Source organism: Anaerococcus ihuae, assembly GCF_928368155.1.
Lineage (GTDB): Bacteria > Bacillota > Clostridia > Tissierellales > Peptoniphilaceae > Anaerococcus > Anaerococcus ihuae.
The window spans coordinates 14,208-36,839 of the sequence record NZ_CAKMRU010000002.1 but is presented as its reverse complement, the minus strand read 5'-3'; the positions used below and the strand labels follow the sequence as shown (position 1 = coordinate 36,839).

The window sequence follows — 22,632 nt, the reverse complement described above, 5'->3', positions numbered from 1 at the left end:
TTGGGAGGATTTATGTTTTTTAAAGACACATTCAAAAAATATTTTGATGAAAAATTAATATTTATTATTCTTACAATTTCTGCATTGGCATATCTATTGTTGAAATTACTGATAGAGGCAGATGGATTAATATTTTTATTTTATTTTTCAATTTCAATTTTGACCTCTCTTATTTTTAGAGAATCTTGTCTTTCGGATGAAATTTATTTTGAGGATAAGAAAAAACTTAATAAAAATAATGTCCTATCATATATTTTAAGTAAAAATTTATTTGCAATTTTTCTTGTGAGTATGCTGGTAAGTTTGGTTTTCCTACTTATTTTTTTGTTAAAATATAAACTAGTAGATATCAAAGAATTTTTTGGTATTCTATTTTTAATTCTTGCAACACTAGCAAGTGAGAATATAGTTTTGTTATTTCATAATAAGCCTATATTTACTGAATATCCAAAATCAATGATTGGAGATAAATATATAGGAAAAACCTATATTAAATCATTTCTTCCATCTTTTTTTATTGATTTATTAATAAGTTTAGTCTTTGAAAGACTTTCTTCGATATATTTATTTATTTTTTGTTATTTTATTTCTATAATTATTTTTTATATTAGGGTAAAAAATAGGGGGTTATATGATTAATTTTGCAACAATAGGATCAAATTTTATAGTTGAAAATATTTTAAAAACTGTAGTAAAAATGGACGGATACAATTATTATGGGGCATATTCTAGGTCTATTGAGAAGGCAGATTATTTGAAAGAAAAATTTGGGGCGGAAAAATCTTTTGATAAGCTTAAAAGAATGCTTGAAGATCCAAAAATCGATTTTGTTTATATAGCAAGTCCAAATTCTTTGCATTATAAGCAGACGAAAATGTGTCTTTTGGCAAATAAAAATGTAATTTGTGAAAAACCATTTTTCACAAATACTAAAGAGCTTGATGATTTAATAAAAATTTCTGATGATAAAAATTTATTTTTGTTTGAGGCGATTTCCATAAAATATTTACCGAGTCTTGGCATATTGAAAAATCTTTTGAGACAAATTGGGAAAATTTCTACTTGTATGATTAATTATTCCCAATATTCATCAAGATTTGATAAGTACAAGGTGGGAATTGTTGAAAATATTTTTAAAAGTGAATTTTCAGCAGGAGCCTTGGCAGATCTTGGAATTTATAATCTACATTTGATTTATGAGCTTTTTGGAAATGGAGAAGAATTTTCATATTTTGGCAATATAAATGCTTATGGCGTTGATATTTCTGGTTCTGGTTTGATTTCCTATAAAGATTTCACAGTTTCTTTTACTAACGCCAAGGACAGTAAAAGTGAAAATTATATTATAGTTCAAGGAGAAGAAGGCTATATAAAAGTTTATGGAAATATCCAAGAAGCAGAAAAAATAGAATTTTATAAAGATGGTAAGAGTGAATTTATCGACATAAAAAAAGAAAGAGATTTGTATTTTTATGAATTTGAATATTTTAGAGAAATTTTTGAAAACAAAGATTTTGAATCTTCAAAGAAAAAATTGATGGATTCTAGAAATGTCCTTGAAATGTTTGAAAAGTTAAAAAAATCTGGAAAAATAAAAGATTCATATAATATGGTTGATCCAAATAAAAAATCTTGCAAAAATTAAAATTTGCAAGATTTTTCCATTTTTAATAATTTTTTCTTCAAATCAAGGCCGTAGAAAAATCCTCCCAGATTATTTTTTCCAAGGACCCTATGACAGGGAATCCTAAACATAATTGGGTTTTTGCCACAAGCTGATCCTATTGCTTGGTAGGCTTTTGAATTTAATTTTCCACCAATTTCTTTGTAGGTTAAAGTTTTTCCGTAAGGGATTTTTTCTATTTCTTTCCGGACTCTTTTTTGAAAATCTGTTCCCTTAAGATCAATTTCAAAGGAAAATTTTTTCAATTTTCCATCAAGAAAATCTGAAATTTCTTTAAAGGCGAGATTTGATAGGTCTGATTTTTCTCCTAATTTTTCCTTTTCAACTATTCTTATAGCCTGGATTTTTTTGTCGTATTCTATTTCAAAAATAAAATTTTCTTTTTTGTAGTAGGCTTTCATTAATTTACTTTTTCTCTGAAAGTGTCGATTGTTTTGTTATTTATAAGCAAGTAAATTCTTGTTATATCTTTTTCTACATTTTTTTCACCAGAAATATCTAGCCACTCATTTACCTCAGCACTCATTTCAGATCTTTTTCTTAGAGGAAGATATAGGGAGAATTTTCCTTGGAAAGAATGGTCGCTGTCATTATTTACAGCAAATCCATAAGGAAGGTCGACATATCTTACGGTCATATTTTTTCCGCCTATATTTTTAACCTCTTCAGTATTTACAGGACTTGTTATATCTGCCTTATCAAGCCTAAAAATGTAGGCTGTGTCATTTACCTTGGAATCAACTGAAAATTTTCCGTTAAATTCACAAATAGCTACAGAATCAAAATCATAATCTTCGTATTTTGCAGTAAAATATCCATTATCAGAAAAAGTTAAAACAGTTTGCCAACCACCAGCTCCTGATGAAAATACAAATTTTTTTCCACTTAAGTCTTTCAAAAGTTCAGGATAATTACTAGATTTATCAGAAGTGTCAGAATTTCTAAAGCTTAGGTAAGATTGGTTTTTGGAAGAAGAATTCTCGCTATTTTGAGCTGGGCTAAGATTTTTGCTTTCTTCTTTTTTATCATCTTTATCATCAGGATAAACCCTCTTTATTTCATTTTCTTTCTTTTCAGATTTTTTTTCTTCAGAAGATTTATTTTTTGATTTTTTTTCACTATCATCATCTGATAATTTTATTTTCTTTTTAGTTTTTTTCTTAGATTTTTCTTTTTTATCTTCATCCTTCTTATCATTTGACTCTTCTAGATCTTTTATTTCTTTTTTCTTGTTTTTCTCCTCCAATTTTGCCTCGTTTTGTGCAATTTCAGACTGGTTAACCTTAACCATGCTGCCACCACAAGATGAAAGTAAAAATGCAAGGGCGAAAACAAGAGAAATTTTCTTTTTCATATTGGCCTCCTTATAGTAATTTTCTTATCTTTTATTTTATACATTAAATAGATAATAAACAAGTAAAGGAAAATATTTAAAATTTTTTGAAAATATAGAATAATTTAATAAAAAATCTGCCTTAAATTCTTATTATAAAGCAGATTTTTACTCATTTATTCTAGATTATTAATTAATATTTTCAGCAAAACCCGCAAGTGTGCTGTCATTTCCAAGAATAAAAATTCTTGACTCATAATCATTGATGTAAGCCTTGTCTGTAATTGCATAAGCTTGAGCATAAACAGTTTCGTTTGTTTGAGATTTTAATCTTTTTGGAAGATATAGGGTATAGGATGTATTGTATTCGTCTGGATTTCCTGAAATATCAAAACCATAAGGAACTTTTAAACCTATAGTTAATTTTCCATTAACATAAAATTCGCCAACTTTAGAAGTTGTTTTTACATCTTTAAGTTTTAATTTAAAAGCTGTGTCATCAATTCTTTCAACAACTTCAAATTTTCCCTTACATGAAGCTAATTGAACTTGATTTGCATCAGAATCATGAAAATCAGCTTCAAAAGATCCCTTGTCATTAGTAAAATTTAAATTAGTCATCCAAGCTCCAACGCCAGAATAAAAAGAAAAACTTTTGCCAGATAATTCTTTCAAAATATCTCCTTCCCATCTGTCATCATCAGAAGAAGTTTTTTTATTTTTTTGGGAATTTTTTTCTATATTTTTATAAAGTAAAGTCTCGTCGTAGGCCATTTCATTGTTGTATAAAACAAGGTCAGCAAAATAATTTTTCTCTCCCCTTATTTTTTTAATATCAACCATATTGCTTGCCTTTGATGCAAGTGGAATAAAAATTATAAAAGCCAAGACTAACATTAAATTTTTCTTAAATTTCATACTCCCTCCTATTTTTTTGTAAATTCAACCAAAGTGTCAGCTTTCTTGTCATCTTTTCTTAAAGCTATAAAACCAAGCTTGTCACTTCCAGCTTCTTTTCCGCTTAATTTAACATTTTTTAGCAAATCAGAATTTAAATCGTCTGTTTTTTTATCAGGCAAATAAAGAATGTAGGAAGTCGATGAATCGCCTTGGAAAATATGAGTTTTTGCATTCTTGAAAGTGAAGTCAGTTCCATCAATATTTTTTTTGGAAACCTCACCAGGTTTTATATCATAGGTAAATCTAATTATTTTTAGCCTATAGGTCTGATCATCAATTTTTTCTGTGATTTCAAATTTTCCATTATAAAGACTTTGGTCAACCTCATAACCATTTCCCATTTTCATAGCCCCGTCAAAGTATCCATCTTCATAAAAATAAATAGCTTCAAACCAAGATGATCCTTGAAAATATAATTTTTTTCCATCAAGTAAATCATAAATATCTTGGTAAGGAGAATTTTCTTTTTTATTAGATTGATTTTTTGATTTTTCATTTGAATTGCTAGAAAAAGAATTTTTTTCTAAATTAGAATTTTGAACCATTTTATTTCCGCACCCTGTTAAAATTAAAGAGAGGGAAATTGCAAATAAAAATTTTTTAAACATAATAACTCCTTTACACTTCTTATACTTATTATATACAAGTTTCAAAAAATTATAAATATTAATAATTCAAGATAAAATCAAATTTATTATAAAAAAAATGGGTATAGTAATAGTTAGAGAAAGATATCTAGAAAGTGGAGGATATTGTGAACTATCAAGAAAAAATAGACAAAATTGTCGATTATATAAAATCTGGCGAAAGTCAAAAAGAAAATTTTAAAATTGGTCTAGAAATGGAACATTTTGTAATAGATAAAGATGAGCTTTTTTCTTATGATTATTTTGGAGAAAAAGGCGTGGGATCTAGCTTGAAAGATTTAAAGGATATGGGATTTTCTGTAACTAATGAACATGATGGATATATTCTTGGCCTTAGAGAAAATGATATAGCTGTAAATCTTGAGCCTGCTGGTCAATTTGAGCTTGCAATTGATGCCAAGAAAAATATAAAAGATTTGGATGAGTCTTTTAAAAAAATTATGGGAGAAATTATTCCAATTTTTGAAGAAAAAAACCAATATCTTGAAACTTTGGGCTATCACCCAAAATCAAAAATTATGGATTTAAAAATTATTCCAAAAGATAGGTACAAATATATGCAAAAATATTTCACCGATTTTGGTGGAAAATACGCTTTGAATATGATGAGAGGAACTGCAAGCGTTCAATCAGCCATAGATTTTTCAGACGAAGAAGATTTTAAAATGAAATTTTTTGTAGCAAATGCCCTTGCTCCTTTTATGTATACATTTTATGACAATGCCTATATTTTCCAAGGAAAGCCATATGAAAAGAAAAATCTTCGCCAAGAAATTTGGGAATATTGTGACAAAAATAGGACAGGTCTTTATGATTTTGCCTTTGATGAGGATATGTCTTACGAAAAATATGCAGAAAAAATTTTAAACACAGATATAATTTTTATCCATGAAGACGGAAAAGATGTGTATAAGGGAGATACAAAATTTGAAAAAATAATGGACAAAGATTTTTCCGATGAGATGATTTTCCATGCTCTTTCAATTGTTTTTCCAGATGTTAGGGTTAAAAAATATATAGAAATAAGGATGCCTGATGCAGTGCCTTACCCATACAACCTTTCCTTCCCAGCCTTAATCAAGGGATTATTTTATAATGAAGAAAATCTAAATAAATTAAGAGAAGATTTTAAAAATATGACCTATGAAAATTGTCAAAATTTAAAATCACAAGCAAAAGAACTTGGACTTTATGCAAAATATGAGGGAAAAACTATTTGTGAATGGATAAAATATTTTATTTCTCTTGCAAAAGATGGACTTGATGAAGATGAAAAAACTTATCTTTTCCCAATAGAAAAATTGATGGATGAAAAAGAGACTTTGAGAGATAAATTTGAAAAAATTTACAAGGAAGATCCAAAAAAAGCTTGCGAGAAATTTTCTGTAAATCATGCCCTAGGTGAGATTAATGGCAAAGCTTAAAAGAGCTTTTGAATGTAAAAATTGTGGCCACGTTCAAAATGTTTGGGCGGGCCAATGTCCAGAATGTGGGAAATGGGGAACTTTGATTGAAAAAGCCATAAAAAAAGAAAGCTCATCAAAAAATTCCATATCGTTTGATTTTGAAAACCAAGCAAGATTATTAAAAGAAATAAAACTTGACGAGTCTGAGAGAATAAAATCTTCTTTTGATGAATTTGATAGGGCGATTGGGGGAGGACTTGTAAAAGATTCAGTTTCAATTTTAACGGCAAGACCTGGAGCTGGAAAATCAACCCTACTTTTGCAATTATCTTCATCTTATGCCAAGGATGGATTTAAGGTAATGTATGTTTCGGGCGAAGAAAGTGAATCCCAAATTAAGGCGAGAGCTGATAGGATTATTGGAGAGATTTCACAAAATATTTGGATTTTGTCAACAAATTCAATGGATCTTGCTGAAATTGAAATAAAGAAAAAAGATGCAGATATAATAATTTTAGATTCAATTCAAACTTTTGCCCTAAACGAATTTGACAATAAGCAAGGATCTCCAACTCAAACCATTGAATGTGCAAATAAGTGCGTCGAACTTGCCAAAAATCCCGAGAAAAAAAGAGCCTTTATTATGGTTGGACATATGAATAAATCTGGAGAGATGGCAGGACTTAGGACCTTGGAGCATTTGGTTGATACAGTTTTAGTTTTGGATGGAGAAAGCGAAGATGATTTAAGGATTTTGACAAGTACAAAAAATAGGTTTGGTCCAACAGGAGAAGTTGGATTATTTTCCATGCAAGAAGAAGGCCTAATCGAAATTACAAATCCATCAGAATATTTTATTACAGAAAGAGATTCAGGCATAGAGGGATCGGCAATTTCTGTGATGAAAGAAGGAAGCAGGCTTTTAGAAATTGAAATAGAATCTTTGGTCTCAAAATCATTTATGCCCTATCCCCAAAGAATTGGAGATAGTTTAAGAAAAGATGATTTAAATACTTTAATTTCAATTTTACAAGAAAGAGCAGGAATAAATTTATTTGATGAAAATGTAATAATAAAAGCAACAGGCGGACTTAAAATGAAAGAGCAATCAGTAAATCTTGCCATAATGATTTCAATCGCCTCATCATATTTGAAAAAACCAGTTGACAATAAAACAGTTTTCATAGCAGAGGTAGGCCTAACAGGAGAGCTTAAAAAGGTCCCACAAATAAAATCGAGACTAAAAGAGCTAGAAAGACTAGGCTACAAAAAAGCCTATATAGGAAGATCACAAATTGATAAAAAAGAATACAAAAATCTAGAAATAAAAGAGATGAAAAATATAAAAGAAGTAATTTTTGATGTTTTTGGAAAATAAAGGAGCCTTGACCAGCTCTCAGAGCGTAGACAAAGTATAGTTTTATCTAATATTTTATTTTAAAATAAAAATTAAGCTACGTACCATCTCGACTAAGTGAGTGAAACGAACGCACGGAGAGATCTCATGAGATTTCTCGACTCACTACGTTCGCTCGAAATGGGAAATGTTGCTATTTTGTCAATAGTCTGAGAGCCTTGATGGCTCTTTTGTTTTGAATTATTTAAATTAGTACATTCCTAAAACTTTTTCAAGTCCCATTATAAAAGAATGGGGGAAGATTTTTGAAATTATTAATAAAATTTTTGCACTTGGGTGAGTTGTTATCAAATCTTTTTTGCCCATTTTTTTAATTGCTTTTGATACCATTTTTTCTAGATTTTCATTTCCCAAATTTTTTATTCCGCCCGAATTATTATTTGATTTTTTTAAAAATTCTGTTTCAACTCTGTTTGGGCATAAAACCGAAATTTTTATATCTTTAAATTCGCATCTTACAGCTCTTGAAAATGATAGGACATAAGACTTACTTGCAGCATAAAGGGCAAATTTTCCTTGTGGAATAAAGGCTGCTGATGAGGCTATATTTAAAATAATTCCGTCTTTTTGGAAAAAATTTAAGGAAATTTTTGTCATTGCTGTTAGGGCTTTTATGTTTAAGTCCAAAGTTTTCATATCATTTTCTAACTTTGTGTTTTTAAAATAATCATTTTCTCCCATACCGGCAGAATTTATCAAAAGTCCTATTTTTTTATTTGAAATTTCTAATTCTTTTTTTAAAATTTCAAAAGATTTTTCTTCACACAAATCAAGGGCAAATATCCTTGCCCTTGTTTGTAGTTTTTCTGATAAATCATTAAGTCTTTCGGCTCTTCTTCCGATTAGCCAAATTTCTTCATAATTTTTTTTGTCAATTTGCCTTGCGAATTCATATCCTATGCCCGAACTTGCTCCAGTAATTATGGCTATCATTATTTGCTCATAGCCTTCATTATTAGGTTTTGTTTTAAATTCCACAAATCGTGAGAAAGGTCGACGTAATAATTGTGAGGTTGGTCAAATCTTTTTACTTCATCCCACAAGGATTTTACTTCAGACTTGCAATATTCGTTTATTTCTTCAATTTTTGGAGATTCATAAACTTTTTTTCCATTTTTAAAAATTGGAATTTGCATTTTTCGAATTTCATAATTTTCCATTCTTTTCATCTTCCATGTAAAGTGTGGATCAAAAATTACAAGTGGTTTATTTTCATCAACAACTTCTTCTTTTAAAGTTATATAATCAGCCTCGGCCTTGCCAGTTTTTTTGTCGTATAATCTGTAAACTTCTTTAAGACCTGGTGTTGTGATTTTTTCTACATTTTCTGATACTTTTATTTTTGCAGTTTTTCCTTTTTCATCTTCGATTTCAACGAGTTTATAAACACCACCAAAAACTGGGTCGGATTTTGCAGTAATTAATCTTTCGCCTATTCCAAATGAATCTATTTCTGCTCCTTGTTGGAGAAGGGATTCGATTTTGTATTCATCAAGAGAATTGCTTGCAACAATTTTTGCATCCTTGTAGCCGTTTTCATCTAAAATTTTTCTACATTCTTTTGATAGGTAGGCAATATCTCCTGAATCAATCCTAACTCCTCCAGAAATTCCCAAAGGATCTAAAACTTCCTTGAAAACTTTCATAGCATTTGGCAAACCTTGTTTTAAAACATCGTAAGTGTCAATTAATAAAATGCAGTTATCTGGATATAATTTTGCATAAGCCAAAAATGACTCATATTCGCTATCAAATGATTGAACCCAAGAGTGGGCCATAGTTCCTCCAGCAGGATAAGCATACATTTGACTTGAAAGAGTGTTTGATGTGATTGGAGCTCCAGCTATAAAGGCAGACCTTGCTCCTTTTACAGAAGCGTCAGGCCCTTGGGCACGTCTTGCCCCAAATTCCATCACAGTTCTTCCCTTTGCAGCCCTTACAATCCTGTTTGTTTTTGTAGCAACCAAAGACCCATAATTTAATGATAAAAGCAAATAAGTTTCTAAAATTTGTGCTTCAATTATTGGAGCTCTTACAGTTACAATCGGTTCAGATGGAAACATTGCTGATCCTTCTGGAAATGCCCAAATATCTCCGCTAAATTTAAAATTTTTCAAATAAGTTAAAAATTCTTCTGAAAATCTTGTGTTTTTTCTAAAGTATTCAATGTCTTCCTCGTCAAAATGAATATTTTCTACATAATCAATAATATCATCCAAGCCAGAAAAAATTGAAAATCCTCCCCCATCAGGATTTTTTCTATAAAATGCATCAAAAACTGCAATCGTATCTTTCATTCCACTTTCAAAATATCCATAGGCCATAGTAAATTCATAAAAATCACTGAGCATAGATAAATTTCTTCTTGTTTGCATATTTTCCTTCCTTTTGTTTTTTGTTTCACATATTGTTTTTATTATACCACTTATAAGAGGTATAGTAATAATGCTTTAAGAAAAGCTAATAGGAAAAGGAGAATATAAATGTATATTTTTGATATAGACGGGACGCTTTTATATACAATTGATTCCATATCATATAATATAAACCAAACTTTAAAAAAATTTGGTCTTAGTCAAGTTCCCACAGAAAAAATCAGGGAATTTGTAGGAAACGGCCCAAAAGTTTTGATGGAAAAAACTCTTGATTATATTGGATTTGAAAAATCTCAAAAAAGAGAAGAAATTTTAAATTCCTATAATAAAAGATACGACGACAATCCAACCTATCTTACAAGACCCTACGATGGAATAGTAGAAGAGCTTGAAAAAATTAAAAAAAGAGGCGAAATTTTGGTTGCCTATTCAAACAAGCCGGATTCTACTTGCAAAAAAGTTATAGGGGAGATTTTTGGAGAAGGATATTTTGATTTTATTTTAGGATTTAGAGAAGATGTAGAAAGAAAGCCTTCACCTGAGGGTATGTATATAATAAAAGAAAGATTTGGAGTCGACTACTCGGATATTTTTTATTTTGGAGACAGCGAAGTCGACATGAAATGTGGTAAAAATGCTGGAGTATTTACTATAGGATGTGCTTGGGGTTTTAGAGAAAGAAAAATTCTTGAAAATTTAAAGCCAAATCTTATAATAGATAGTCCAAGAGAAATTTCAAAAATAAGGAGAGTATAATGGCAAATTTATCAGTATTTGATATCATTGGACCTGTAATGATCGGCCCATCATCATCCCACACTGCAGGGGCAAACAGAATTGCAAAAATTGCAAGAGATTTGGGCGGAGAAGGATTTACAAAAGTAGATTTTTATTTACACGGATCATTTGAAAAAACTTATCAAGGTCACGGAACAGATAGGGCTTTGGTTGGAGGAGTTTTGGGTTTTGGTCCAGAAGATGAAAGATTAAGAAATTCTTTTGAATTGGCAGATAAAGCTGGAATAACTTATAATTTTATTCCTCAAGATATGGGAGATGTTCATCCAAACACAGTAAAAATTGTTCTCCATTATCCAGATGGTCATGATTTTAATTTGAGAGGATCATCAATCGGCGGTGGAAATATTATGATAAATCAAATAATGGACAATGAAGTAGAATATAATGGAAAAAATCCTACAATTATTTGCACCTATCCAGAACAAAAAGGAATGATAGCCTTTATTTCAAATGTTTTGTTTGATCATAATTATAATATTAAAAATATGAAAACTTTGAACAAGGGAAATACAATCATGCTAATTGTAGAATTAGACCAAGATTTGGATGAAGAAGTGTACAAAGAAATTGAAGCTGGAAAGAGTTTTGAATTTATAAAATATTTGGGGTAATTTATGAAAACAACAATGGAATATATTAAAAATAGAATAAAAGAAGAAAATAAGGAAGTTTGGGAGATTGCTCTTGAAGATGAAATGGAATTAACAGGAAAATCTAGAGAAGAAGTTTTTGAATTATTACAAAAATCTCTTGATGTTATGAAAGATTCTTCACAAAAAGCTCTCGATAAAAAATTAATGTCAATGACAAAAATGACTGGTGGAAATGCAAAATCAATGAACAATTATTTCCTATCAGAAGATACAATAATGGGAGATTTGCCAACAAAGGCTATGGCTATGGCTTTTTCTACATCAGAAGTAAATGCCTCAATGGGAAAAATCGTAGCAAGCCCAACAGCAGGATCTGCAGGAATTGTTCCAGCAAGTCTAATGGCAATGCGCGAAAAATATGGATATTCTGATGAAGAGTTGATAAAAGCAATTCTCGTTGCAACAGAATTTGGACAAATTATTGCTGACAATGCAACTTTTGCAGGAGCTGAGGGCGGATGCCAAGCTGAATGCGGTTCTGCAGCAGCCATGTGCGCAGCGGCAATTTGTTATCTAAGAGGCTGCGATATTGAAGTTATGGAAGATGCAGCTTCAATTGCACTTTTATCAATCATGGGTCTTGTGTGCGATCCAATCGGAGGAATGGTAGAATTTCCTTGCAATATTAGAAATGCATCAGGAGTTATAAATGCACTTTCCGCAGCTGATATGGCAATTGCTGGAGTAAAAGTTTTGGTAACATTTGATGAAACTGTTGATGCTTTAAAAGAAGTTGGAGATGCTCTTCCAGCAAGCCTAAGAGAAACAGGCGAAGGTGGAGTTGCAGCTTGCCCATCAGCTATAAGACTAAAAAGAAAATATATAGACAAAGAAGAAGACTAAATTTTTTTAAAAAAAAGGCTATTTTACAAAAAGTAAAATAGCTTTATTTTTTATCTTCATCATCTTTTTCATCTTTTAAATTAAATTTTTTTCTCATATGATATCTTAAAATTGTAAGTAAAAGTATAAAATAAAGGATAGTAAAAAGAATTAGAATGATTATGCATATATTTCTTTTTACTTTGAAATATAAAATTATGGGATAAATTATACCAAATAAAATTATTCCAAGAATTATTGAAAGATTTCCAGCAAAGTTATTTCCGTATTCCCAACATTCTTTATTGTAACAAACTTCCCAAATGTGAAAGCCAACTCTCATTTTTGGGTAGTCTGTGTGAAATTTTTTGAAAAATATTCCTACATAAATTGAAAAGAATAATAAAAGTACATCACCAACTATTAAATTTCCCAAATTATCACCCTTTCTTTTAATAGCTTAGATAAAATATACCCCAATTGACATAAATTGAAAAATATTTACTTTTTGCATACAATATTAATAGACTTTTTAAGTTTATAATTAAAGAAAGTTAAGTTAGAAAAAGAGGTGATCGTGTGAAAATTTTAATTACATCTGATTGGTACGACCCCGTCGTCAATGGTGTAGTAAGATCAATTTTAAATTTAAAATCATACCTTGAAAAAAATGGATTTGATGTTAGGGTTTTGACTCTTTCAAATTCTACTGAAAGTTATAAAAAAGGAAATGTTTATTATATCGGAAGTCTTGGTGCTGGAAAAATTTATCCTGAAGCAAGAATTTCAGCTACTTTGAGAAATAAATATATTAGGGAAATAAAAAAATGGAAGCCAGATATTGTTCATTCTCAGTGTGAATTTTCTACTTTTATGATGGCGACAAAAATTGCTAAAAAAGCATCTTGTCCCTTAATACATACCTATCATACAATTTATGAAGATTACACTCATTATTTTTCCCCATCAAAAAAAGTTGGCAAAAAAGTAATTTCTGTTTTTTCTAAGGCGATAGCTGATAGGGTTGATATGGTTATTGGGCCTAGCAAAAAAACTATGGAGATTTTAAAATCTTATGACATTGAAGATGAAAAAATAAAAATAATTCCAACTGGAATTGAAATGCCAGAAAAACTTTCCGATAAATATAAATTAAGAGATTATTATGGCTTTGATAAAAACGATAAGATAATTTTATATTTGGGAAGGCTCGCTGAAGAGAAAAATATTGAGGAATTGATAGATTTTTATAACAGGCTTGATATGGAAAAACTTAAATTTATCCTTGTTGGAGGCGGTCCTTATTTGAAAAATTTAAAATCTTATGTGAAAAATACTGATAAAAAAATTCATTTTACAGGCATGGTTAAGCCTAAAGAAGTAAATAATTATTATAGGATGGCTGATGCATTTGTTTCTGCAAGCCAGTCCGAAACGCAAGGTCTTACTTATTATGAGGCGATGAGCAATGGAACTTTAGCTATTTGTAGGAAAGACCTTTGCTTAGATGATGTGATAATTAATGATTATAATGGCTATCAATATGAAGATTTTTATGATTTTAAAAAAGATTTAGAAATTATTTTTTCTGATAGGGAAAAATTAGAAGAGCTTTCAACAAACGCAAGAGCTTATGCTCTTAAGAATTTTTCTATTGATTCCTTTGGAGAAAATTGTGTAAATCTTTATCAAGAAGCAATAAAAATAAAAAAGGGTAGGATGAATGAAAATTCTTATATATAATGAAGATTATGAAACTGTGAAGGAATCCGGCGTTGGAAAGGCAATTGATCACCAAAAAAAAGCCTTGGACCTTGCTGGAGTTTCCTATACTTTAGATCCAAATGATGATTATGATATTTGCCACATTAATACAGTTTTTCCAAAATCGGCTAGCTTTGCAAATAAGGTTAAAAAAGAAGGGAAAAAAATAGTCTACCACGCTCATTCAACCAAAGAAGATTTCAAAAATTCTTTTATCCTATCAAACCAACTTGCACCTCTTTTTAAAAAATGGCTTATTTATTGCTATAAAAAAGGAGATTTAATCCTAACTCCAACTGATTATTCCAAAAATATTTTAGAAACTTATAAAATTGGAAGAGAAATCAAGGTTGTATCAAACGGGATTGACCTTGATTTTTGGAAGGGGAAAAAAGAAGATAGGGAAAATTTTTACCAAAGATATGGACTTGATAAAAATAAAAAATCTATTATTTCTGTAGGTCTTTTTATTGAAAGAAAGGGGATTTTGGATTTTGTAGACCTTGCAAAAAAACTTCCCCAATACGAATTTGTTTGGTTTGGAGAATTGAATTTATCCTTAGTTCCGGAAAAAATAAAAAAAGCTGTCCAAACAGATTTAAAAAATTTACATTTTCCAGGTTATGTCGATCAAGAAGCATTAAGAGAGGCTTATGCTGGATCAGATTTATACATATTTCCAACCTTTGAAGAAACAGAGGGTATAGTTTTGCTTGAGGCTATTTCTTCAAAAACTGATATTATAATCAGAGATATAGAAATTTATAAAAACCTTGAAGATGGAAAAGAAATTTACAAGGCTAAAGACATAGAAGAATTTTACCAAAAAATAAAGTTGATTTTGGAAGGGAAATTGCCTTCTTTAAAAAATGAGGCTTACAAAATAGCCCAAGAAAAATCTATAGAAAATGTTGGTAAAATCTTAAAAAAATATTACGAAGACCTTTTAAAAGGAGATGAAAAATGAGAAGTATTATAAAATTTTTGATATTTGCCATTATAATAATTTTACTGCCAAGTTTCGTAATGCTATTTATTACAAATTTAAACACAAATAATTTTATTTTGGTATTTGCAGGGCAAATTTTAGTATTTTTAATTTTGTTAGGATTTTATTTTATTATTAGAAAGAAAATAATTAAATATGAAGATGAAACTCTTGCAAAAATCAAAAATGAAAAAAGTATTGAAAAATTGAAAAAAATAAGAGAAGAAAGAATTTCCTACAAATCAAAGGCAAATATTACAAAAAAAATAATTGACCTTGATTATTCCAAAGAAGAATGCATGAATTTAAGAAAATATTCATCAACTTATGATGATATGATTTTTTATTATGCTGCCCTTATAAAAAACGAAAGAGAAGATAGGGAAATTTATAAGAATAAAAGGGATAATTTTATAAAAAGATATAAAAATAGACATTTTGTTTTTCTAGATTACAAGGAGAATGTAAGAACTGCTATAAAATGGATGGGAGTATTTTTAATATTTGCCCTAATTTCATTTTTAAATCCATTTAAATTTATAAAAAACGAGGGCATTTACAAAATTTTACTTTTATTAAATTTCACCTTTAATCTTTCTTTAGTTGTAAACACGATTATTTGGATACTAAGAAGTCTAAAAAGCCACTGGGCAAAAGACTTGGTTTAAAAAATACTATAAAAATTTTGACAAAAGAATATCTTTTGTCTTTTTTTATTGGGAAATTCACAAAATTAATTCTTAAAATCACTTAATTTAAATAAAAAATCAATTTAATTAAGATTTGCAATTAAAATATTAAAAATATTAAAAAATAACTTTACAAAAATTAAAATGGTGGTATACTTATTTTATAAAGGAGGCGGGTTTTGATTAATAAATGTCCTAATTGTGGTGGCGATTTATCTATCACATCTTATAAATGTAATTCATGTTCAACTGAAGTTATTGGAGAATTTGAAATGGGGAAATTCCAAAGGCTTGATATTGAGGATTTGGAATTTATTGAGCTTTTTTTGCAAAAGCGTGGAAGTATAAAAGACGTTGGCGAAAGTTTGGGAATATCTTACCCGACTGTTAGAAATAGAATTGACAAGATTGTAAAAAAACTTGGTGGAAAAATAGATAAGCAAGAATCTAGAATAGATATTTTGAATATGGTCAATAATGGAGAAATTACTCCAGACCAAGCGAGTGAACTTTTAAAGGAGCTAAAAGATGAATGAAGAAAAGAAAATGATTTTAGATATGTTAAAAGAAGGAAAGATTACTGTTGAACAAGCAAGTGATCTTTTGGAAGCTGTTGGAAGAGATAAGACAAAAAACAACGAAGAAAGTTTTATTGATAAATTATCAACTTCTTTTGAAAAAGTTATGAAAAAAACTGGTGAAACTATTTCAAATTTTGATTTTGATTTTGATCTTGATAATGTAAATATTCCAAATATTTATCATATAAACTCTCAAAAATCTGAAAATCAAACAAAAATTGACGATGATATTAATGAAATAGAGATTAATTTAATAAATGGATCTTTAGACATTCAAAGAGCTCAAGAAAACCACATCATGATTGAAGAAAAAGTATATTTCAAAAACAAAGAAGATCAAAAAAATGATTATTTAAATATTGCTGTTGTTGAAGATAAACTTATTATTAGTGTGAATGAAAATTACAGATCTTTGGATGCAAGTGCAAATGTAAAATTATATTTGGGCAAAAATATTTACGATAAACTTGATGTAAATATTATAAATGGTCAAGTCGAACTTTGTGATGTTGATTTTAAGGAGAATAATATTGAATCAACAAATTCAAGATTTACCCTTATAAATACTGCAGGAAACATTGACCTAAAAAATACAAATGGAAAAATTGAAATTAGAAACACTAATGGAGATCTTGAAGTTTCAAATGTAAACGGATCAGTTTATCTTGCAAATGTTTCAGGAAAAAATGCAAATGTAGAACTTGTAAATGGATCTATAAGAATTGATGGATTAAATATGGAAAATGTTGATCTATCATCAAAGGCTGGATCAATTAGAATTTTCAAAATTATTGATGCAAAACAATTGAATATAGCTACTCAATTTGGATCAGTTGTTGTTGATACAAATGAATTCAACAAAAATATCAAAGCTTTGATTAAGTCATCATCTTACTCAATAGCAGATAAATTTAAAAATAAATTACAAACAAAAGATGGTTATCAAGTTTCAACCGACCCAGAAGAATCAGATTTAGATTTGGATATAAAATCAGCATTTGGAAGAGTAAGTCTTAGATAAAATAATAAAAACAAAAAGGTCTTAGGATTTTTCCTAAGACCTTTTTTAAGTGGAGATTCTACAAAAAAGAGGCTTTTGAAAATATTTTTTGCAAAAGACTATTTGTATTAAGAAAAATTTAAACTTCATTCAACCTTGCAATCCTGTTTCAATGCAAGATTGAATATGAAATATTTGTTATTGAGGGATTAGTTCAAATATTTCCAAAAGAAAAATACAATTAATAAGGAAGAGCGCCAAAATATTTGGCGATATTTTTTTGTTTTTTCTTTCAATTAAATAATAAGAAAGTTTTGTTTAATAATTTGAAATTATTTGTAAAAATTAGGTAAAATTATAATTTTTTTAATTTTTTTCGTTTAAAAAATCATCTAAAAGCTTTTAAAATCATGGATTTTTAAAATTTAAAAAATTTTTTAAAAAAGTCTTTACAAAAATAAAAAGAGGGGTTATAATATTACTGTATTAATGAAGTGGTACAATAATACAGAGATACAAAAAGGAAAATGTATGGATATTTTAAAAATAATTTTTCCAATAATTTTATTAGGAATTTCTTTTATTTTTTTGATAAAAAAATTGGACAAAAATTATAAAAATGAAAATGAAAAAAATTTAGAAAACTATGGAAATTATTTGGCGGAAGGAATTGGCCTTGGCATAGTTTTTGGAGCAGCTTTTGGAAGTCTTTTTGATGATCTAGGTTATTGGATTTCTATTGGAATGCTTTTAGGTTTAACTATTGGCCAAGCGATTGAAAAAAAGGAGGCTTAAATGGAATTTGATAATGATAGACCTATTTATCTTCAAATTTTGGAAGATTTTAAGTCGAAAATTTCAAGTGAGATTTGGAAGTCTGGTGAAAAAATTGAATCTGTAAGAAATTTGGCTAAATTTTATGAGGTAAATCCAAATACTGTTCAAAGGGCTTTGGCAGAGCTTGAGCGAGATGGTCTTTGTAAAAGCCAAAGGACGGCTGGAAGGTTTGTAACTGAGGATAAAGATTTAATCAAATCTTTATCAAAAAATGCTTTTGAAATAATTTGCGAAGATTTTATAAATAATGCAAAAAATTTAAAAATTTCAAAAGAAGATGCTCTTGATGGTCTTGATAAATTTTGGGAGGTGGACTAATGTTAGAGATTAAAAATTTGACTATGTCATATAAAAACAAACTTGTTTTGGATAAATTAAACTTATCTTTTGAAAAGGGAAAAGTTGTTGGACTTTTGGGACCAAATGGATCGGGAAAAACAACCTTACTTAGGATTCTTGCAGGTCTTGAAAAAAATTATGCTGGGGAGGTCAAAATTGGAGGAGAAGATCCAAATCATCTTACAAAATCTTTTGTATCCTACCAACCAGACCACCTTCCTTTGGACAAATCATATAATTTGGTAAAAATTTCAAATTTATACGGGGAATTTTTTGATGATTTTTCAAAGGAAAAATTTGAAAAAATAATCAGAGATTTCAAACTTGATATGAAGATGAAAATAAAAAATATGTCAAAGGGAATGAAAGATAAGGTTCAAATTGCCCTTTCTCTTTCAAGAAAGTCCGATTTATATCTTTTGGATGAGCCTATGAGTGGAATTGATCCTGCAAGTAGGAGAAAAATTATGGATGTAATAATTGATAACTTTGATTCTGATGGTCTTATGATTATTTCAACTCATTTGATAAGTCAAATAGAAAGACTTTTGGATAAAGTTGTATTTATTTCTGATGGAAAAATTATTTTGGAAGAAAATATTGATGATTTGAGAGAAAAGCACAAGATGGGAGTTGAAGAATACTTTGAGGAGGTTTTCAATGGCTAAATTATTAAAACACCAATTAAAAGAAAATATTAGGGATATCTTTCCTTGGATAGTTATTCCTATTATATTGGCAGTAGTATTAAATTTTATAAATTCATATCTAGATTCAGCGTTTTTGGATTTTATAACAGTTATTTCAATGCTAGTTATGTATTCATCCTTTGCAATATCTATGATAATTGTAATTTTAAATGATTATAAAAAGTTTTATGGCGAAGAAGCTGCCTTTTATGACGTCCTTCCAGTAAAATCAAAAGATATAACTACATCAAGAATTTTAAATATAATGATTATTGCCTTACTTGCAGGCTTAATATTTTTGATAGAATTTGTCGGATTCTTTTTCATTACAACAGGAGCAAGGGGAGAGGATATAAGCCAAATATTTAAGCAAATAAAAACAATTTTAGACCAAGTACCATCAAAAACTATACTTGTCTTTATAATTACAGCTTTAATTTCTCTTATTGCAACACTTACAAGAATTTTGGCGTCAATAAGTATTGGTTCAAGTAAAACTTTCAAAGATTTAGGAAAATTTGGACCTATATTAGTCTTTATTTTGATAACAATAGTAATTTCAATTTTAGGACTAACCTTTGGAGTTAAATTTTTAGAAACATTCTCAATAGATGTATCAAAAAGTTCAAGTCAAATACAAAACGGTTTCTATTTAAGCAATGTAGAAACTGTAGAAGAATTGACGAGGATAATGGGACTAGGTACTATTTTAAACATAGTAGTATCATCAATACAAATATTTTTCACAAATTTCTTCCACAAAAATAAGTTAACAGTAGCATAAAAAAAGGCCCAAGGATTATCCTTGGGCTCAGACTGTTGACAAACTAAAAAATTCTCATTTCGACCAGATAAACAACCGTTGATTTCGGTTGTTTATCCCGATTCATCGTGTGCAACGAGCGGAGAAATCTCATGGGATCTCTTGTATCATATAGTTGTAGTCATTCTATGGAAATTTACAATAGAATATTATACACTAAACATAGTGTTGTGGAATGTTTGATATCTCTATAGCTTTGACTATTTCATGGAGACTACAACCACATAGCTATGTTTTTTTGTTTATTAGTTAGATAGCGCTTGACGCTTTATTGTACAAGGTTACATGACATTTCTTATGTGGATGCACAACTATTTTTTTCGGAGGTTTTTATGATTTTTTTGGGAATTGATGTTTCTAAGTTTAAACATAACTGTTTTCTTTCTGATGGGGATAATTTTGATATGGGGGAACATTTTGAAATTAAGAATTCTAGAGAGGGTTTTGATTTTTTAATTGATAAACTTTCTTCTTATGATAGGGATAATATTAGAATAGGATTAGAATATACTGGTAATTATCATCTCAACTTATCTAGATTTCTTCTTGATTTGAATTTTAATATTCACTTTTTTAACCCTTTTCAAACTTGTCTTTTTAGAAGAGCTGATAGTTTTAGAAATACTAAAACTGATAAGGTTGATGCTTTCTTCATTGCTAAGCTTTTAAAAACTACCTGTGATTCTAATCCTACTCTTTTTGAATTTTATCATAATTATGATCTTAAGTCACTATGTAGGTATAAGTCTATTTTGAAAAGGGATAGGTCTAGATTAAAAAACTCTATTGTTTCTTTTTTGGATATTGTTTTTCCTGAACTTTGTAATGTTTGTAATGATGTTTTTTCTAAGTATGTTCTTGCTATCCTTTATGAGTTTTCTTCTGCTTATGAAATTTCTAAGGCTAATATTACTAGGCTTTCTAATTTAATTAAGAATGCATCTAGAGGTGCTTATTCTAAGGATAAGGCTTTGATTATTAGGGATGCTGCTAGAAATTCTATTGGGTATTTTTCTTATTCTGTTTCTTTTCAATTGAAACAGTCTATTGATTATTTGTATTTTTTGGATAGGAAAATTGATGAGATTAATGTAATGATTAAGCCTTTACTTGATGATATTAATAGTCCTATTATGAGTATTCCTGGTATTGGTATTGAACTTGGTCCTACTATTATTTCTGAAATTGGGGATATTAACAGATTTGATTCTTCTTCTAAGTTGTTGGCTTATGTTGGTTTGGATCCTTCTATAAGTCAATCTGGGACTTTTCATTCTTCTTTTAGTACTATGAGTAAAAGAGGTAGTTCTTATTTGCGTGATAGTTTGTTTAAGGCTGCTTTTATTATTAGTCAAATTGAACCTGTTTTTAAAGAATATTATTTAAAAAAGAAGGCTGAGGGAAAACATCATTATGTGGCTCTTACTCATGTAGCAAGAAAATTGGTTAGGGTAATATTCTATTTATTGAAAGAAAATGAAGTATATGTGAGTAAAGTTTAAAAATAATATTAGAATATTTTAAACCATCAAGCTTGATGGTTTGTTTACTATGCTCATTTTTATGTTATTTTATATTTAAATCTCATATTTAATAGAAAAATAGGTTCATATTTAATGAATATTCATAAAATATAAACCTATTTTTATTAGTTTGATTTTTTTATTTTTTTCTTGACATCCGATAGTTAGTCTCCATGCGTTCGTTTCACTCACTTAGTCGAGATGGGTTTGTAGCTTTATTTTAATTATATTAAGATAACTATCTAAAATACTTTTTATATATAGACTAAGCCTGGGGTTTATCCTTGGGCTTTGTTTTTTTCTTAGTATAATAAAAAAGAGGTGACTTATGGAAAAAATATTATTTTTAAAAGGAAAATTTGTAGAAAAGATTTGGGGAGGAGATAGGCTTAAAAAAGAATTTCCCTACCAATTCGAATCAGAAAATATAGGAGAATATTGGGCTATATCTGCTATGAAAGATTTTCCTTCAAAAATTTTAAAGGGAAAATATAAGGGAGAAAATTTAGATTTTTTATACCAAAACCACAAAGACCTTTTTGGTAATGAAAAAAAAGAAAAATTTCCCCTTTTAATAAAATTAATAGATGCAAATGATGATTTATCAATCCAAGTTCATCCTGATGATGAAATGGCAAAAAAAGAAAATTCCTACGGAAAAAGTGAGTGTTGGTATATTTTAAATGAAAATCCAGCAAAAATAATCTATGGCTTAAAAACAAAGAATAAAAAAGAAGCTCTTGATTTAATAGATAAAGAAAAATGGGAAGATTTATTAAAAGAAGAAGATTCAAAAAAAGGAGATTTTTTTAAAGTTCCAGCCGGCATGGTCCATGCCATAAAAAAAGATTCCTTGATTTTAGAAATCCAACAAGCATCAGATATAACTTACAGACTTTACGATTATGATAGGAAAGATAAAAACGGAAATAAAAGAGATCTACATTTAGAAAAATCAAAAAAAGCCTTAAAGTGTCTAGATACTGAAAAAATTCACGAAAATTTAGGAAAAAATACAGAAATTTTGTATGATAATGAATATTTTACAGTAAAAAAAATAAATGTAGAAAAAGAAACTTCATTTGAAAGAAAAGATCCTTATATTTTAGAAAGCCTAATAAATGGTGAGGGAGAAATTATAATAGATGGAGAAAAATATCCAATAAAAAAAGGAGATTTTTTTATAATCACAAATTATGCCAAATCTTACTCTTTTAAGGGAAATTTAGAAATTGTAGAATCAACTTCAAAATAATAAGAAAAAAGATCTTTAATTATCCCAAAATATTTATAATTTTACT

At 28.7% G+C, this 22,632-nt stretch carries 25 protein-coding genes; 18 read left to right on the top strand and 7 right to left on the bottom strand.

The features are described from left to right. The first annotated feature begins 12 nt into the window (after window positions 1–12). Both L6653_RS05490 and L6653_RS05485 read left to right on the top strand, forming a co-directional pair. Window positions 13–639, top strand: coding sequence for a hypothetical protein (locus L6653_RS05490; RefSeq protein ID WP_236785871.1), 627 nt, complete (start codon window positions 13–15; stop codon window positions 637–639). Next, on the top strand, window positions 632–1,645 hold the full coding sequence (locus L6653_RS05485; RefSeq protein WP_236785870.1) for a Gfo/Idh/MocA family protein: 1,014 nt from the start codon (window positions 632–634) through the stop codon (window positions 1,643–1,645). Before L6653_RS05490 ends, L6653_RS05485 begins: the two co-directional genes overlap by 8 nt. Here the strand turns inward: L6653_RS05485 and L6653_RS05480 are convergent. The 4 genes from L6653_RS05480 to L6653_RS05465 form a co-directional block, all read right to left on the bottom strand. After that, a complete protein-coding gene (locus L6653_RS05480) occupies window positions 1,642–2,085 on the bottom strand; it encodes a methylated-DNA--[protein]-cysteine S-methyltransferase (protein ID WP_236785869.1) in 444 nt (147 codons plus the stop codon). The two genes, L6653_RS05485 and L6653_RS05480, sit on opposite strands and share 4 nt — an antisense overlap. Next, window positions 2,085–3,038 (bottom strand): hypothetical protein, encoded by a 954-nt coding sequence (locus tag L6653_RS05475; protein WP_236785868.1) that lies wholly within the window; start codon window positions 3,036–3,038, stop codon window positions 2,085–2,087. The genes L6653_RS05480 and L6653_RS05475 overlap by 1 nt, the downstream gene beginning before the upstream one ends. A 168-nt stretch (window positions 3,039–3,206) precedes the next feature. Then, window positions 3,207–3,935, bottom strand: coding sequence for a hypothetical protein (locus L6653_RS05470; protein ID WP_236785867.1), 729 nt, complete (start codon window positions 3,933–3,935; stop codon window positions 3,207–3,209). Between the two features lie 8 nt (window positions 3,936–3,943). Continuing rightward, window positions 3,944–4,585, bottom strand: a complete 642-nt coding sequence (locus L6653_RS05465) for a hypothetical protein (protein WP_236785866.1) — start codon at window positions 4,583–4,585, stop codon at window positions 3,944–3,946. A gap of 146 nt (window positions 4,586–4,731) precedes the next feature. Here L6653_RS05465 and L6653_RS05460 point away from each other — a divergent pair, with 146 nt between their 5' ends. Both L6653_RS05460 and radA read left to right on the top strand, forming a co-directional pair. Continuing rightward, the gene (locus L6653_RS05460; RefSeq protein WP_236785865.1) at window positions 4,732–6,048 is read left to right on the top strand and encodes a glutamate-cysteine ligase family protein; all 1,317 of its coding nucleotides are present in this window, start codon (window positions 4,732–4,734) and stop codon (window positions 6,046–6,048) included. Beyond that, entirely contained in the window at window positions 6,035–7,408 is a 1,374-nt protein-coding gene (radA, locus tag L6653_RS05455; RefSeq protein ID WP_236785864.1) for a DNA repair protein RadA, read from the top strand. Before L6653_RS05460 ends, radA begins: the two co-directional genes overlap by 14 nt. A 228-nt stretch (window positions 7,409–7,636) precedes the next feature. Here radA and L6653_RS05450 read toward each other — a convergent pair whose 3' ends face one another. Together L6653_RS05450 and L6653_RS05445 are read right to left on the bottom strand one after the other, a co-directional pair. After that, window positions 7,637–8,380 carry an SDR family NAD(P)-dependent oxidoreductase gene (locus L6653_RS05450; RefSeq protein ID WP_236785863.1) on the bottom strand — a complete coding sequence of 248 codons (744 nt, stop codon included), beginning with the start codon at window positions 8,378–8,380 and terminating at the stop codon, window positions 7,637–7,639. Beyond that, on the bottom strand, window positions 8,380–9,822 hold the full coding sequence (locus tag L6653_RS05445) for a nicotinate phosphoribosyltransferase (protein WP_236785862.1): 1,443 nt from the start codon (window positions 9,820–9,822) through the stop codon (window positions 8,380–8,382). Before L6653_RS05445 ends, L6653_RS05450 begins: the two co-directional genes overlap by 1 nt. A gap of 108 nt (window positions 9,823–9,930) precedes the next feature. Between L6653_RS05445 and L6653_RS05440 the strand changes: the two genes are divergently transcribed. From L6653_RS05440 to sdaAA, 3 genes are read left to right on the top strand one after another with little or no spacing between them, the layout of a single operon-like run. After that, the gene (locus L6653_RS05440) at window positions 9,931–10,578 is read left to right on the top strand and encodes an HAD family hydrolase (RefSeq protein WP_236785861.1); all 648 of its coding nucleotides are present in this window, start codon (window positions 9,931–9,933) and stop codon (window positions 10,576–10,578) included. Next, window positions 10,578–11,234 (top strand): L-serine ammonia-lyase, iron-sulfur-dependent subunit beta, encoded by a 657-nt coding sequence (gene sdaAB, locus L6653_RS05435; protein WP_236785860.1) that lies wholly within the window; start codon window positions 10,578–10,580, stop codon window positions 11,232–11,234. Before L6653_RS05440 ends, sdaAB begins: the two co-directional genes overlap by 1 nt. A gap of 3 nt (window positions 11,235–11,237) precedes the next feature. Continuing rightward, window positions 11,238–12,119 carry an L-serine ammonia-lyase, iron-sulfur-dependent, subunit alpha gene (gene sdaAA / locus L6653_RS05430; protein ID WP_236785859.1) on the top strand — a complete coding sequence of 294 codons (882 nt, stop codon included), beginning with the start codon at window positions 11,238–11,240 and terminating at the stop codon, window positions 12,117–12,119. Between the two features lie 43 nt (window positions 12,120–12,162). On the opposite strand, the gene L6653_RS05425 is transcribed toward sdaAA, so the two are convergent. Then, window positions 12,163–12,534: an SdpI family protein gene (locus tag L6653_RS05425; RefSeq protein ID WP_236785858.1), complete on the bottom strand. Its 372-nt coding sequence runs from the start codon at window positions 12,532–12,534 to the stop codon at window positions 12,163–12,165. A gap of 143 nt (window positions 12,535–12,677) precedes the next feature. Between L6653_RS05425 and L6653_RS05420 the strand changes: the two genes are divergently transcribed. The 11 genes from L6653_RS05420 (at window position 12,678) to L6653_RS05370 (ending at window position 22,586) form a co-directional block, all read left to right on the top strand. Further along, window positions 12,678–13,841 carry a glycosyltransferase gene (locus L6653_RS05420; protein ID WP_236785857.1) on the top strand — a complete coding sequence of 388 codons (1,164 nt, stop codon included), beginning with the start codon at window positions 12,678–12,680 and terminating at the stop codon, window positions 13,839–13,841. After that, on the top strand, window positions 13,822–14,829 hold the full coding sequence (locus L6653_RS05415) for an LTA glycolipid anchor biosynthesis glycosyltransferase, IagA/BgsA family (RefSeq protein ID WP_236785856.1): 1,008 nt from the start codon (window positions 13,822–13,824) through the stop codon (window positions 14,827–14,829). The genes L6653_RS05420 and L6653_RS05415 overlap by 20 nt, the downstream gene beginning before the upstream one ends. Next, on the top strand, window positions 14,826–15,518 hold the full coding sequence (locus tag L6653_RS05410) for a hypothetical protein (protein WP_236785855.1): 693 nt from the start codon (window positions 14,826–14,828) through the stop codon (window positions 15,516–15,518). Before L6653_RS05415 ends, L6653_RS05410 begins: the two co-directional genes overlap by 4 nt. Window positions 15,519–15,718: 200 nt before the next feature. Beyond that, window positions 15,719–16,075: a DUF2089 domain-containing protein gene (locus L6653_RS05405; protein WP_236785854.1), complete on the top strand. Its 357-nt coding sequence runs from the start codon at window positions 15,719–15,721 to the stop codon at window positions 16,073–16,075. Then, window positions 16,068–17,141, top strand: a complete 1,074-nt coding sequence (locus L6653_RS05400; protein WP_236785853.1) for a DUF4097 family beta strand repeat-containing protein — start codon at window positions 16,068–16,070, stop codon at window positions 17,139–17,141. Before L6653_RS05405 ends, L6653_RS05400 begins: the two co-directional genes overlap by 8 nt. 510 nt (window positions 17,142–17,651) lie before the next feature. After that, window positions 17,652–17,915: a glycine zipper domain-containing protein gene (locus tag L6653_RS05395; protein ID WP_236785852.1), complete on the top strand. Its 264-nt coding sequence runs from the start codon at window positions 17,652–17,654 to the stop codon at window positions 17,913–17,915. After that, window positions 17,916–18,275, top strand: a complete 360-nt coding sequence (locus L6653_RS05390; RefSeq protein ID WP_236785851.1) for a GntR family transcriptional regulator — start codon at window positions 17,916–17,918, stop codon at window positions 18,273–18,275. Beyond that, entirely contained in the window at window positions 18,275–18,964 is a 690-nt protein-coding gene (locus L6653_RS05385; RefSeq protein ID WP_236785850.1) for an ABC transporter ATP-binding protein, read from the top strand. Before L6653_RS05390 ends, L6653_RS05385 begins: the two co-directional genes overlap by 1 nt. Further along, entirely contained in the window at window positions 18,957–19,769 is an 813-nt protein-coding gene (locus L6653_RS05380; RefSeq protein WP_236785849.1) for a hypothetical protein, read from the top strand. The genes L6653_RS05385 and L6653_RS05380 overlap by 8 nt, the downstream gene beginning before the upstream one ends. A 371-nt stretch (window positions 19,770–20,140) precedes the next feature. Then, entirely contained in the window at window positions 20,141–21,310 is a 1,170-nt protein-coding gene (locus tag L6653_RS05375) for an IS110 family RNA-guided transposase (RefSeq protein ID WP_236785121.1), read from the top strand. Window positions 21,311–21,659: 349 nt separating this feature from the next. Further along, window positions 21,660–22,586 (top strand): type I phosphomannose isomerase catalytic subunit, encoded by a 927-nt coding sequence (locus L6653_RS05370; RefSeq protein ID WP_236785848.1) that lies wholly within the window; start codon window positions 21,660–21,662, stop codon window positions 22,584–22,586. The last annotated feature ends 46 nt before the right edge of the window (window positions 22,587–22,632 follow it).

Bases quoted from the DNA above. Each gene is read 5' to 3' on its own strand.
- L6653_RS05385 (WP_236785850.1), top strand. From the start codon at position 18,275: ATGTTAGAGATTAAAAATTTGACTATGTCATATAAAAACAAACTTGTT.
- sdaAA (WP_236785859.1), top strand. From the start codon at position 11,238: ATGAAAACAACAATGGAATATATTAAAAATAGAATAAAAGAAGAAAAT.
- L6653_RS05400 (WP_236785853.1), top strand. From the start codon at position 16,068: ATGAATGAAGAAAAGAAAATGATTTTAGATATGTTAAAAGAAGGAAAG.
- L6653_RS05410 (WP_236785855.1), top strand. From the start codon at position 14,826: ATGAGAAGTATTATAAAATTTTTGATATTTGCCATTATAATAATTTTA.
- L6653_RS05370 (WP_236785848.1), top strand. From the start codon at position 21,660: ATGGAAAAAATATTATTTTTAAAAGGAAAATTTGTAGAAAAGATTTGG.
- L6653_RS05415 (WP_236785856.1), top strand. From the start codon at position 13,822: ATGAAAATTCTTATATATAATGAAGATTATGAAACTGTGAAGGAATCC.
- L6653_RS05395 (WP_236785852.1), top strand. From the start codon at position 17,652: ATGGATATTTTAAAAATAATTTTTCCAATAATTTTATTAGGAATTTCT.
- L6653_RS05485 (WP_236785870.1), top strand. From the start codon at position 632: ATGATTAATTTTGCAACAATAGGATCAAATTTTATAGTTGAAAATATT.
- L6653_RS05490 (WP_236785871.1), top strand. From the start codon at position 13: ATGTTTTTTAAAGACACATTCAAAAAATATTTTGATGAAAAATTAATA.
- L6653_RS05390 (WP_236785851.1), top strand. From the start codon at position 17,916: ATGGAATTTGATAATGATAGACCTATTTATCTTCAAATTTTGGAAGAT.
- L6653_RS05480 (WP_236785869.1), bottom strand. From the start codon at position 2,085: ATGAAAGCCTACTACAAAAAAGAAAATTTTATTTTTGAAATAGAATAC.
- L6653_RS05440 (WP_236785861.1), top strand. From the start codon at position 9,931: ATGTATATTTTTGATATAGACGGGACGCTTTTATATACAATTGATTCC.
- sdaAB (WP_236785860.1), top strand. From the start codon at position 10,578: ATGGCAAATTTATCAGTATTTGATATCATTGGACCTGTAATGATCGGC.
- radA (WP_236785864.1), top strand. From the start codon at position 6,035: ATGGCAAAGCTTAAAAGAGCTTTTGAATGTAAAAATTGTGGCCACGTT.
- L6653_RS05450 (WP_236785863.1), bottom strand. From the start codon at position 8,380: ATGATAGCCATAATTACTGGAGCAAGTTCGGGCATAGGATATGAATTC.
- L6653_RS05380 (WP_236785849.1), top strand. From the start codon at position 18,957: ATGGCTAAATTATTAAAACACCAATTAAAAGAAAATATTAGGGATATC.
- L6653_RS05470 (WP_236785867.1), bottom strand. From the start codon at position 3,935: ATGAAATTTAAGAAAAATTTAATGTTAGTCTTGGCTTTTATAATTTTT.
- L6653_RS05475 (WP_236785868.1), bottom strand. From the start codon at position 3,038: ATGAAAAAGAAAATTTCTCTTGTTTTCGCCCTTGCATTTTTACTTTCA.
- L6653_RS05445 (WP_236785862.1), bottom strand. From the start codon at position 9,822: ATGCAAACAAGAAGAAATTTATCTATGCTCAGTGATTTTTATGAATTT.
- L6653_RS05375 (WP_236785121.1), top strand. From the start codon at position 20,141: ATGATTTTTTTGGGAATTGATGTTTCTAAGTTTAAACATAACTGTTTT.
- L6653_RS05465 (WP_236785866.1), bottom strand. From the start codon at position 4,585: ATGTTTAAAAAATTTTTATTTGCAATTTCCCTCTCTTTAATTTTAACA.